The following is a 12098-nucleotide window of genomic DNA, read 5'->3' on the forward strand; positions in this document are numbered from 1 at the left end:
CATCTCTCTTCGACACCTTTCCTTTTCGACCCACTACTCGTCCGGCTCACTGGTTTCTCTCCCACTGACCGTTCGGACTACTGAACCGGCAAACACTTCCTCTCGCTCTCGTAATTGTCGATCGAATGGCGACCAATCGGCCACTCGAGCGGGAGTACGAGGTGCCACCGGAGGAAACACCCGGCAAGACCTGTCCGTACTGCGGACGGCCGTTCCGATCCGAGCGATACGCCACGTTCCATATCGGTGTCGACCACGCCGAGGAGTGTTCCGAGGACGAATACGAGGCGTTCGAAGCCGAACGCGACGACGAGGAGTACGACCTCTTTACGTTCCACTTCAAGGCGGCTATCTCCGTGTTTCTGGTCTACTTCCTGTTTACGTTCGTCTACGCGCTCGTCTGGGCCGGCTAACGCTCTGACTCGAATCCTCTCCCCTCTCGTACCGATCCCCGGCCGCCGATGCTGCCCTCGCTTCTCGTCATCGTTCCGTCTCTCACACCGTCGCTCGAGCCGGGAGGCTGATTTGTCTCGTCTCACCGTGCTCTCGAATCCCGGCTCGATCGCGCGGTCGGTAGCGCTGTCGCCGCTCGAGTGTCGGGAGGACAATTCACCGCCTGGATCGAAACGCCAGTATCGGGTACCGACGGGTATGGTCAGCGAATACAACGCCGCGAATTCGTCGGTTCGTCTCAGTAGTCGTCAGGAAGAAGGGAACAGCAATCGAACGCCGAATCGAACCCGTGTAGCGGCGGGCCGCTACATCAGGTAGAACAGTGGGAACAGGAAGACCCACACGATGTCGACGAAGTGCCAGTAGAGACCGAAGTACTCCACCGGCATGTGATCCTCGAGATAGGCGTCGATCGAGACGACGCGGTAGATCATGAAGCCCGCGATGAGCAGGCCGAGGATGACGTGCAGCGCGTGCAGGCCGGTCGTCACGAAGTACAACGAGTACTCGATCCCGCTGAACCAGTAGTGACCGTCCGCGAACTTGCTGCTGTACTCGAAGGCCTTGACGCCCATGAACACGAACCCGAGCAGGACCGTCGCGCTGAGCGCGCCGAGCAGTCCCTTCTTGTTTCCGCGTTCGGCCATCACGTGCGCGAGGATGACCGTGAAACTCGAGGTGAGCAGGACGTACGTGTTGAACAGCCCCGCCATGGTGATCGACTCGAGGTGCCAGTTATCCCAGCCGCCGTGGATGCGCATAAAGATGTACGCACCGATCGCGGCCCCGAAGACGACGACGTCAGAGGCCAGAAAGACCCAGACGCCCATCTTTTCGTTGCTGATGCCCTCGAACGGCCAGCGTTCGGCGATCGCCATCTCGGGAGCGTCGAACTGCTCGCGGCCGAACTGGAACAGCGTGATCCCCATCAGGCCGAGTCCGAGCGCGGTCAGTATCGGGTAGACGATACTCTGGTTGGGCGCAGAAGCCAGGCTGACAAAGTCGCCGACATCGCTCGCGATGTTGGACTCGACGAACGAGTAGACGTACGGTGTGATGCCGCTGAGCCCGAGGAAGAAGACGAAGGTCCCGGCACCGATGCCGACCGGCCAGATGCTGGCGTGGTCGGCGTGTTCTTCCTCGTGGCTTTCGGCGGTTGCGGTCGCTCCGTGGGCGACGCCGCCGTCGGTCGCCGCGGGGGCGTCGTCGACGAACTCGAGTCGGCCGCTCGCGTAGCTGGGGCGGTTCGGCCAGTTCTCGAGGGGCGGCGGCGAGGGGATTGCCCACTCGGCAGTTCTCGAGAACGTCCACGGGTTGTCCGGCGCGTCGGGCCCGGAGATGAAACTCTTCCCGAGCGTGATGAACACGAGCAACACTCCCGCACCGAGGACGAACGCCCCGACGGTTGCTAGCTGGTGGTAGATCTCTGCGCTCTCAGCGTAGTGGAAGACGCGCCGCGGCGTCTCCCAGGCGAGGAACATCGGGAAGTACAGCAGGTTGAAGCCGAGGAAGTAGACTGCGAAGCTGAGCTTTCCGAGTCGTTCGGAGTACATCTTCCCGGTGATCTTTGGCCACCAGTAGTAGAGACCACCGAACAGCGCGGTGACACCGGAGACCATCACGTAGTGGAAGTGAGCGACGACCCAGTAGGTCCCGCGGAACTCGTAATCGAGGACGACGGCACCGAGGAAGACGCCGGTGATCCCGCCGAGGATGAACAACACGAGCGCACCCAGCGAGAACAGGAACGGCGTCGTAAAGCGCACGCGACCCTTGACCATCGTGTAGATCAGTGCGAAGACCATCAGGTCGAAGGGCAGCGAGATACCGATCGTCGTCGCCATAAAGAGCGTCTTGATCGGGAGGTTGATCGTCGACAGGAACATGTGGTGCATCCAGACCAGGAAGGACTGGACGGCCACCAGGACCATCGCGATGATGACCCACTTCCGGCCGACGAGTCGTCGACCACAGAAGGTCTGGAACGTCTCGAACATGATTCCCAGCGCCGGGAAGAAGACGATGTACACCTCCGGATGGCCGAAGAACCAGAACAGGTGGGCCCACAGCAAGCTCGAGCCCTGGTCAGTGGCGAAGTACTGTGTGAGGAACAGGCGGTCGACCGACAGCAACAGGAGCGCTGCCAGCAGTGCCGCGAACGCGAACAGCATCATCCAGATGGTCAGCAGCCACGACCACGAGAACATCGGGATGTTCCAGAGACCGAGCCCTTCGGCTCGAGACCGATGCATCGTCACGAGGAAGTTTACCGACCCAATCGTGATCGACACGACGAATAAGGTCAGCGCGAGGATCGTCGCGTTGCTGCCGGCAGTCGCCCCGATCGCCGGTGTATAGGTTGGAACGTTCAGCGGGGCGTACATCGTCCAGCCGCCGGAGAACGTTCCTCCCTGGAAGAACGAGATCCCCATGAGGATGCCCGAGAACAGGTAAAACCAGTAACTCAGGGCGTTCAGTCGTGGGAACGCGAGGTCTTTCGCCCCGATCTGCAGCGGAACGAAGTAGTTCGCGAACCCGCTCGCGATCGGAGAGAGGAACCAGAAGACCATTATCAGTCCGTGTGCGGAAACCGACTGATAGTACTGGTCGTTCGATAGTAGCGCGCTGCCGCCAAATTGCATGCCGCCCGACTCCCAGAGATGGGCGCGGAACAGCAAAGCGAGGACACCACCGAAGATGAGGAAGAACAGCGATGTCGTGATGTACAGGATCCCGACGTCCTTGTGGTTGGTCGTTACTAACCACCGCTTGACCGATTTCATCGGCGGGAGATCACTCATCAGGCCTCACCTCCGTCGTTCGTGTCGCTTTCATTGGTTTCACTTTCCGTCGCGTTGAGCTCGAGCGTGTAGGACTCGTCGACCGGACCGGTCATGTCGAACTGCGCTTCGACCGGTTCGAACTGCTGGCCGCCCTCGGTCGGTGAGATCGTTATGTTGTAGACTCCGCCCTGTTCGATGTCGCTGACGTTGCTAACCGTGATCGTCCCGTTATCGAACTGGTCGTCCGTGTAGGTCTCTTCGAAGTCCCACTCCTGACTCTCGAGGGTCATCTCGTATCCGACGTCCCCGTATCCGGTTTCTTCGGAAACGGGAGTCTCGTTCCCGTCTTGAACCGTAATCGACATCGTCAGCTGCTCGTTCATCCACTCGTCGAACGCGTCGGGTTCCATGACCTGGGCTTCTCCGGTCATGGTAGTGTGGAACTCGCCACAGAGCTCGAAGCATTTGATCTCGTACGTTCCGGGTTCCTCGGCTTCGAACCAGGTTTCGTCGTACTCGCCCGGAATCGCGTCGGCTTTCACCTTTTGATCGGGGATACCGAACGCGTGCCAGACGTCGCCCGATGTCACCTGGAGCCAGACTCGCTCGTCTGCGGGGACTCGGAGCGTCGACGTCGATTCGATCCCGTTGTCGTACTCGAAGTACCACGCGAAGCTATCGCCGGTCACCTCGACGTTGAGTGCCTCTTCTTGGTTGGCGTCTCCGGGATCTTCGACGTACAGGAGCATCGTGTACGTCCAGATCACCAGAGAAATGACGATGATGGCACTGATTCCAAATGAGAGGAACAGTTTTTTGCCGCCCTTTCCGCCTGTCGGTAACTCCCCCACGGATGGCAGATCCTCGTCTTTCTCGGCGGCCTCGCCAGTATCACGGTACTTGTACGCGTTGTACAACGTGTACGCGACAACGACGATACCGACGAGCGTCCCGAGTCCGAGGAATACCACGAAGATATTCTCGAACACGTCGACGCGGGTCCGCTGCATCGGGGCAATGAGTGCGCTGTAGATTGTATTCATCTCTTTTGTCGGCCAGTTATATGTCGGACGATGGTTGCTGGGGGCACTTATCTATTTGGAAACCGCCCGGACGCGCCCGTTTCTCGAGTCAGGCTGCGGTTCGTGGTTCGATCGGCGGACCGTCCGCCGCCGTCAGTTCCCCTCATCACGATGTCGTTGGGGTCGACGACCTTTTCTTTATCGTTCTTTCGGCCGGATGACGCCCGCTAGGATGGGAATCATGACGTAGTCAGGCGAACACGTTCGTGTCAGCTATCTGAGGGCGATGGTCTCGCTTGTCGTCTATAGTAGCCACTGAACGTCATTGCACGCCTGATCGACCGACAGCTGTCCGATCAGTGTGTAAATCGTTTCAGTGGCTACTAGAGGGCCGTTCACACCTCGGCGACCCAGACGCGAAACCCTGCCGGTAGATCATACACCTCGAGGAAGACCTCGTCGACAAACTGGGCGATCCGATTCGGGTCCGCCTTCGCGCTGATCCGGGCGTTGACCCCCTCTGCCTCCTCAGGTCGAATCAGTTCGTCGATCTTGAACGCCGAAAACTCCCCGATGACGGTCTTTAGCGTCTCCAGTTCCGCGTCGGTACAGTCGAGGTTGACCGTTCCGTCACCGAACTGGATCCACGGAACGCTCAATTCCGCGGGCGGCGCATCGTCCACACCGTCCTCGGAACCGGGCGTCGTCTCCGTCTCGTCAGTCCCGTCTGCGTCTGCCTCGAGGACGGCGTCGTCGGCCTCGAACGTCAGAAAAGTGCTCTCGCGATCGCGATGTGCGACGATGGCGTCGACGTACAGTTTCCGTCGCTCGGCGGGTTCGGTCGCATCGAAGCGAGTCATAGTCGAACGGACGTCCTCGATTCTTTAAGCCTTTATGCGGTGCCCCTGAACGGAAACGTATGGCTCAGCCACGAATCCTGATCCTGGGCGCGCCCGGTGCGGGGAAAGGGACCCAGAGTGCAAAGATCACCGACGAGTTCGACGTTGATCACATCACGACCGGCGACGCGCTCCGAAACAACAAGGAGATGGACATCTCCGAGTTGGACACCGAGTACGACACGCCGGGCGAGTACATGGACCGGGGCGAACTCGTCCCCGACGAGGTTGTCAATGCCATCGTCGACGAGGCCCTCTCGCAGGCCGACGGCTTCGTTCTCGACGGCTACCCGCGGAACGTCGAACAGGCCGAGGAACTCGAGGGCATGACCGACCTCGACGTCGTCCTCTCCCTCGAGGTCAGCGAGGAGGAACTCGTCCACCGGCTGACCGGCCGCCGCATGGATCCCGAAACGGGCGACATCTACCACGTCGAGTACAACCCGCCGGAGGATCCCGACGTCGAGGAACGCCTCGAGCAGCGAGACGACGACACCGAGGAGACCGTGCGGGAGCGACTGTCGGTCTTCCACGAGAACACCGAACCCGTTATCGAGTATTACGAGGCAGAAGGCGTGCTCGAACGAGTCGACGGCGAGCAGGCTCCCGACGAAGTCTGGGCGGACGTGAAGGCGACGATCGAAGACACGGCGTAATCCTTTCTGAGGAAAACGTCTTCGTTACAGAAGAGTGCTCGAGGGTCGAGGACAGCTACCGACGCTGCTATTTGTTCTGCACGTCGAGTTCGTGAACGGCGACGTTCAGATAGGTGATCTGCGGCGGAAGCGGGTATTCACCCGAATAGGGATCGATGTTAGCGTTCTTCAAATTGGAGTCGTAATCGAAGGAGACGGAGTTCGATTGTGCACAGGCGGAGTAGGCGACGATCGACCCGAAAAAGTCTCCCCCGCCCTGCATGTGGACCTGATGTGAATCACTACATTTACCGGTGCTTCCGTCCCACCAGTCCTTTTCTTCGTTCGATGAAACGTAGAGTACACCCTCGAAAGCGCCCGTATTACCCGGTCCGAAATCTACGCTCATCGTTGACGAGCCGTAAAATTGGATGGCCCCCGCATCGTCGCTGCAAGTGCCCCCGTCGCTAGTATCACATATGTCGCCCTTAATGACGGTGTCGTTCCCTCCGGCGTAGATGCGCAAAACGTTCCCGTCATCCCGGTTGACGACGCGGATCGATCCGTCTTTCTCGAGGTTAACGTCGTTCTCGACGATCAGCGTCGCGTTCCCGTTCGTCAGGTCGAACTCGTAATCCTCATCGCCGTCAATCTCCTCAATAAAGTACGTACCATCGTCGATCGGGCTCGTATAGCTCCCATTCGAGAGGTTTTCGTCAACGTCTTCGCCGGTTTTGGCGTCGGCGACCATCTGATCGATAACAGTGTCCATCTCCGGTAAGGGCGTTCCCGTCCGGTGATCGTTTCCGAAGTTATCGTGCTTGTCGTAGAAATCGTTCGGGTCATCCGACCCGATTGTCGCGCCCTCATCGAACGCCCCCTCGAGATCAGCGTATCCGAGAAGGACCGTGATCGTTCGGTTCTCGTGATCGATGTTCTGGATCGACGTTCCGCCGGCTTCCGTCCGGAAGTACCGTTCCCAGCCCCTGTAGTAGTCGCTCTGAATCGTGATCGTGACGGAATCGTTTTTGACGAAACTCACGTGGCGCATGGGATTTGTTTTGGTGTGTTTGACCGAGATCTCACCAGAATCGAGCGACTGCTCTCCGCTGAGCGTCGTGATCGGGAACCACAACGTGTCGTCCTCGGAATTGTAATTGATATTCGGGGCAGAGAGCATTCGAGTCTGATTCCCGGTTTCTCGCCAGACCCCGCCCGATTGATAAGAGATGATCGTCCCATCACCGCCCTCGTACTCGATAGCCCCCATCGGTTGTTGAGTGATATTGACCCCGCCACCTCTGATAGTCACCCATCCAGCTTTCGTTTTCGTCACCGCACCTGACTCGCCCGCCTCGAACTGAACCGATCGAGGCGTATCGTCGCTCGCCGAGACCGTCGACATCGTATGACTGAGCTCGACGAATGCCTGTTCGACTCGATCGTGTTCCGACTGCTGTTCGGCGCTGGACATAACGTCACCAGCGACGATCAGTATCCCAACACTGACCGTCGCGACCATCCCGATCAGGATGACGAGGCTGAGTACCGCCGACTGCCCGCGATTCGAAGTGACGGTTACGTGCCCCTCGCCTCGAGAATTCATTAGAAGGTGATTGTCAACATTACTTATAAATCGTTCGACTGATCAAACGCTTCAATTCTGTTCGATACCGCTTAGAGAGCGAATACGGGTGGCAGACGACGATCATCGCCTGGCATCTTTTGCTTCGTCGTATCCGGGCCGGTGATGACTACCGTTCGATCCGACGCGGCCTCGTCGCTATCGAAGAAAAACACTTGTATATCGGACCCACCCTAGCACAAACCAGATGACGCGTACAGCCGAGAAGATCGACGCCCTCGTCCGCGAGGATTCCTCGATGGCGGCCGCCCTCGAGGCGATCCGCGATGAAGCCGACAGGAACGGCGGCGAGGTCCAGTGGGCCGACGTCAGCGACGACCTGACGAGCGGACAATGGGGGCGATTGATCGAGAAAGGTGTGTTAGTCGACGGCGACCAAGGGTTCGAGATCGCCGATCGCGAGGCCTACGATCGGGCACTCGACGGCGATGGCAACGGTAGCAATGCCGCAGCCGATGTCGACATCGACGAGGAGGAATCGAGCTGGTCGCAATGGGACAAGCTGGCCGGCGTGGGGGCGCTCCTGTTGATGCCAGGGTACTGGTTCGACTCGATCCAGAACGTCGTCGGGAACGCCGTCAACGTCTTTCTCGGACCGCTCGATGCGGCGTTACCGTTCTACGCTGTGATCCTTTCGGTCGCGCTGCTCACCGGCCTCTACTCGTCGCTGCTCCAGGCGAATCTGATGAACACGGAGGTCATGGGCAAGTATCAAGAGCGCATGAAGGCCGTCCAGAACGAACAGAAGGAGCTCCGCCAGAAGAAAAAAGACGCCGAGGACCGCGGCGCGAGCGAGGCCGAAATCGAACGCATCGAAAACGAGATCGAGAAGGCCCGCGAAGAGCAGATGGAGGCCATGGCGGACAATCTGGGCATGTTCAAAGAGCAGTTCCGCCCGATGGTTTGGATCATGCTGTTGACGATCCCGCTGTTCCTCTGGATGTACTGGACGATCCGGACGGGCGCTATCGGGGCCGCCGAAGAGACCGTCGTGATGCCCCTCGTCGGGGAGATCGAGTGGCAGGAAGGTGTGCTCGGACCGATGCAGGCGTGGATCGTCTGGTACTTCCTGTGTTCGATGGGGTTCTCCCAGCTGATTCGCAAGTCGCTAAACATCGATATGTCGCCGTCGAACGCCTGAGCTGACCCGTCGACAATCGTCCCTTCTCGTTCGTTTTGGCCCAGATCGACCGGCCTCGCGCATTCAAAACCCATTTCACCTGCCCCCTCGCAGATCGACTATGTTACTCACCGTCTCCGGCCCGCCGGGAAGCGGGAAGAGCACGACCGCCGAGTTGCTCGCCGACGCCTTCGATCTCGACCACGTCAGCGGCGGTGACATCTTCCGCGACCTGGCCGACGAACGCGGCTACACCCCCCTCGAGTTCAATAAACTCGCCGAGGAAAACGACGAGATCGACCGCGATCTCGACCGGCGGCTCCGAGAAATCGCCGTCGACGCGGACGATCTGGTGCTCGAGTCGCGACTCGCCGGCTGGCTGGCTGGCGACCAGGCCGACTTCCGGTTCTGGCTCGACGCACCGGCGCGGGTCAGGGGCGAACGCATCGCCGAGCGCGAGGAGAAAGACCCCGTCCGCGCGACCGAGGAGACGAAGGCTCGCGAGGCCAGCGAGGCCCAACGCTACGATGAGTACTACGGGATCGACATCCGGGATCTGACGATCTACGACCTCTCGGTGAACACGGCCCGCTGGGAGCCCGATGCCGTCCTCGATATGCTCGTGACCGCCGTCGAACGCTACGACGCCGCCGGCGACGAGGGGAAAGCGCTCGTCGACCTCGAGACTGACTTCTGATGACGCTCCGTGGCCCACCGGGTGAGCGCTCGCCCGCCGAGTTGCTCACCTTCGGCGTCGTCAACCTCGACAAGCCGCCCGGTCCGTCCTCGCATCAGGTCAGCGGCTGGCTCCGCGACGCCGTCGACGAGACGCTGGCCGAGCGCGGCGTCGAGTCGCGGATCGGTCGCGCCGCCCACGCAGGGACGCTCGATCCGAAGGTGACCGGCTGTCTCCCGATGATGCTCGGCGACGCGACCCGGCTCGCACAGGTCTTTCTCGAGGGGGGAAAGGAGTACGTCGCCGTTCTCGAGTGTCACGCGCCGGTTCCGGCCGACGCCGAGTCGGTCATCGCCGAGTTCGAGGGACCGATCTATCAGAAGCCGCCGCGCAAGAGCGCGGTGACCCGTCGTCTGCGCGTGCGAGAGATCTACGACCTCGAGGTGCTCGAGGCCGAGGATCGACGGCTCCTCGTGCGGATGCGTTGCGAGAGCGGGACCTACGTCCGCAAACTGTGTCACGACCTCGGACTGGCGCTGGGAACGGGCGCGCACATGGGGCACCTGCGCCGGACGGCCACGGATCCGTTCGACGATCGGACGCTCCACACGACCCATGACTTCCTCGACGCGCTGGGCTTCTGGCTCGAGGACGACGATCCCGAACCGCTGTACGACGTCGTCGAGCCCGCAGAGCGCATGCTCGAGGGGATCCCGAGCGTCGTAATCGCCAGGAACGCGGCCCGCGAGGTGGCCGAGGGAGCGCCGGTCTACGCGCCGGGCGTGCTCGAGGCCGACGACGGGATCGATCGGAGAGCGCTCGTGGCCTGTTACACGCCCGACGGTGCAGCGGTGTGTCTCGGCGAACTGGTCGGTGATATCGACGCTGAGAGCGGTGTTGTGGTTGGTCTCGAGCGTGTATTGGTCTGAGCGGTCTCGATCGATGGGTGGTGGAAACCCGTGTTGAAGCGGTCGCGAAACGACACTCTTAAGCGGCAGACGGGCATCGATTCAGGTACGGGACCGTGGGGTAGTGGTATCCTCTGCGGATGGGGTCCGTAGGACCCGAGTTCAATTCTCGGCGGTCCCATATTCTGTCGCGAACAGGATCGTGAGCGACAGACTCTGGAAAGAGCCAAGAATTGAGCACGCAAGTCGCAGCTGACGAGCGCGAGCGAGTCAGACCGTCTTGCATCTGTTCAATTCTCGGCGGTCCCATTTTCGCGACGCAACGAGCGAGGGAGCGGAGCGACCATCGCAATGTGAGGAGAGATAACGGGAGCAGGGAGCAGTTTCGCTGCGACCGTGGTCCCACCCGGGATTATCTACGTGTTCAACTCCTCGCGTCTCGTACCTTCGAGCGGGACTCACAGTCACCGGCGGAGTTCGTTCGTATACACTGCGAGCGTGAATACTGCGCCCAGGGAAAAGAAGATGAAGAAAAGATCCCTGAAGGCGACGCCAATCAGGGAAATCTGGAGGCCGATGAGCATGTTCATGATGTCGTTTTGGCGGTCGGCAGTATCACTCATATCGATAGCTGTTGGTCACAACCATATGAACTGTTTCACTCGACAGCATTCGCTCGAGCGGGTCAGACTCATCACGGAGACGGTCGCTCCACGATTTCGGAGACGAGAATACACGGAGCCGCAACGAATCCACGGATCCGGCACCATACTTCGCTACGAAACAGAGTAGTTTTAAGACACCATATGTCAACAATTATAATGGAAGCGACGCTCCATCTGTCGCAGGGGGCTGCGCCGAAATGCCCCGGGTGTCAGAGCACCCGAGACGTGGCTTCCAAGCGGACGCTTCGAAGCCATGATTCCGCACATTCTACCGGGATATAAACGTCCCGCCCGACGGACGCGTGCACCGACTCGAGCACCCACGACACCCACTACAACCAGCCTCACGACCCGATCCGGTGATCCCGATGGCCGATGAGAGCAGCGGCAGAGGCGGAAGTTCGCGTTCGCATCCAGACTGTCCGCGCTGTGGCGAACCGGTCGCGACGCTGACGGTCATCGGACCGGAGGACGGCTACGTCGGCCCCTGTGGCTGTCACATGCCGCCCGAACTGCTCCCGAATCCGGGTCTCGGGGAGTAACACCGACTCGAGGCGACGGGTTCGAGCCACACCCGTCGCTCGCGGTGATGTATGGTGCTCTCGGACGCGACGATTTGAACGTGACCCGCGACCGAATCCGAGAATTAGCTCTCGATTCGGGCGCTGTACTCGAACTCGCTGGCGCTAAGAGATTCCGAGAAGTCGATATCGAACTCGAGTTCGTACGTATTCGACTGCTCGCCGTCGACGGTGATGTCACGCCGTTCGGTGTAGGTGTCACCGCCGGTCATATCGATCTGGCCGAGCAGCGTGTCGGAGTTCGACGACCCGCTCGTGTTCGAGACCGCGACGGACAGGACGACGTTTCCGAACGCTGTCGTCTCCGCGGACGTGTCGTCGACGGTCAAGCCACCGCCGATCCCGCCGCCGTCGCTACCGGAACAGCCCGCCAGTACCGCTATCGTCCCACGCCGACGCCGCTGAGCATCGATCTTCGAGTGAGCCCCATCTGTCCCTCCGATGCCACGCGACCGGCTTGGTTCCTTCGATTATGGTAGTGACTCGACACGTCGCGATCGGTGTATCCGCTGGAGCCCGGTCGAGTGCGTCCCGTTCGTCGAGACGGCTCACCACAGCGGCCCTGATCGAAACAGATGGTGGCACGGCATTCGAATTCCCGCCCGTCGAACGATCGCTCGAGCAGTCGGCGAGTTCGGCTGTCTGACGCGCGTCTGCCGCGTGGCTGCCAGCTGTCAGTAACGTATCGAGGGAATTATTGCGATCCTCGTT

General features: G+C 60.4%; 12 protein-coding genes and 1 tRNA gene. 7 read left to right on the forward strand and 6 right to left on the reverse strand.

Annotated features, from left to right (window positions below):
* The first annotated feature begins 125 nt into the window (after positions 1-125).
* Complete coding sequence (locus tag CP556_RS12110) at positions 126-413, forward strand: DUF7410 domain-containing protein (RefSeq protein ID WP_098725853.1); 288 nt, start codon at positions 126-128, stop codon at positions 411-413.
* 345 nt (positions 414-758) lie between these two features.
* Here CP556_RS12110 and CP556_RS12115 read toward each other — a convergent pair whose 3' ends face one another.
* From CP556_RS12115 to CP556_RS12125, 3 genes are all read right to left on the reverse strand, one after another.
* A complete protein-coding gene (locus CP556_RS12115) occupies positions 759-3254 on the reverse strand; it encodes a cbb3-type cytochrome c oxidase subunit I (RefSeq protein WP_098725854.1) in 2496 nt (831 codons plus the stop codon).
* Positions 3254-4279 (reverse strand): cytochrome c oxidase subunit II, encoded by a 1026-nt coding sequence (gene coxB / locus CP556_RS12120; RefSeq protein ID WP_098725855.1) that lies wholly within the window; start codon positions 4277-4279, stop codon positions 3254-3256. The genes CP556_RS12115 and coxB overlap by 1 nt, the downstream gene beginning before the upstream one ends.
* A gap of 374 nt (positions 4280-4653) precedes the next feature.
* Positions 4654-5118, reverse strand: coding sequence for a DUF7975 family protein (locus tag CP556_RS12125; protein WP_098725856.1), 465 nt, complete (start codon positions 5116-5118; stop codon positions 4654-4656).
* A 59-nt stretch (positions 5119-5177) separates the two neighbouring features.
* Between CP556_RS12125 and CP556_RS12130 the strand changes: the two genes are divergently transcribed.
* On the forward strand, positions 5178-5813 hold the full coding sequence (locus CP556_RS12130; protein WP_098725857.1) for an adenylate kinase: 636 nt from the start codon (positions 5178-5180) through the stop codon (positions 5811-5813).
* A 67-nt stretch (positions 5814-5880) separates the two neighbouring features.
* Here CP556_RS12130 and CP556_RS12135 read toward each other — a convergent pair whose 3' ends face one another.
* Entirely contained in the window at positions 5881-7398 is a 1518-nt protein-coding gene (locus CP556_RS12135) for a DUF7289 family protein (protein WP_098725858.1), read from the reverse strand.
* A gap of 226 nt (positions 7399-7624) precedes the next feature.
* On the opposite strand from CP556_RS12135, the gene CP556_RS12140 reads away from it, so the two are divergent.
* From CP556_RS12140 to CP556_RS12155, 4 genes are all read left to right on the forward strand, one after another.
* On the forward strand, positions 7625-8578 hold the full coding sequence (locus tag CP556_RS12140; RefSeq protein WP_098725859.1) for a DUF106 domain-containing protein: 954 nt from the start codon (positions 7625-7627) through the stop codon (positions 8576-8578).
* Positions 8579-8678: 100 nt separating this feature from the next.
* The gene (gene cmk / locus CP556_RS12145; protein WP_098725860.1) at positions 8679-9254 is read left to right on the forward strand and encodes a (d)CMP kinase; all 576 of its coding nucleotides are present in this window, start codon (positions 8679-8681) and stop codon (positions 9252-9254) included.
* Positions 9254-10162 carry an RNA-guided pseudouridylation complex pseudouridine synthase subunit Cbf5 gene (locus CP556_RS12150; RefSeq protein WP_098725861.1) on the forward strand — a complete coding sequence of 303 codons (909 nt, stop codon included), beginning with the start codon at positions 9254-9256 and terminating at the stop codon, positions 10160-10162. The genes cmk and CP556_RS12150 overlap by 1 nt, the downstream gene beginning before the upstream one ends.
* An 89-nt stretch (positions 10163-10251) precedes the next feature.
* Positions 10252-10322: transfer RNA gene (locus CP556_RS12155), tRNA-Pro, on the forward strand.
* Positions 10323-10605: 283 nt separating this feature from the next.
* On the opposite strand, the gene CP556_RS25955 is transcribed toward CP556_RS12155, so the two are convergent.
* Positions 10606-10764: a hypothetical protein gene (locus CP556_RS25955; protein ID WP_176548176.1), complete on the reverse strand. Its 159-nt coding sequence runs from the start codon at positions 10762-10764 to the stop codon at positions 10606-10608.
* A gap of 410 nt (positions 10765-11174) precedes the next feature.
* Here CP556_RS25955 and CP556_RS25960 point away from each other — a divergent pair, with 410 nt between their 5' ends.
* Entirely contained in the window at positions 11175-11348 is a 174-nt protein-coding gene (locus CP556_RS25960) for a hypothetical protein (protein WP_176548177.1), read from the forward strand.
* Positions 11349-11452: 104 nt separating this feature from the next.
* On the opposite strand, the gene CP556_RS12160 is transcribed toward CP556_RS25960, so the two are convergent.
* The gene (locus tag CP556_RS12160; protein ID WP_098725862.1) at positions 11453-11716 is read right to left on the reverse strand and encodes a hypothetical protein; all 264 of its coding nucleotides are present in this window, start codon (positions 11714-11716) and stop codon (positions 11453-11455) included.
* Positions 11717-12098 lie beyond the last annotated feature (382 nt).

This window comes from Natrinema sp. CBA1119, from assembly GCF_002572525.1.
Classification (GTDB): Archaea; Halobacteriota; Halobacteria; order Halobacteriales; family Natrialbaceae; genus Natrinema.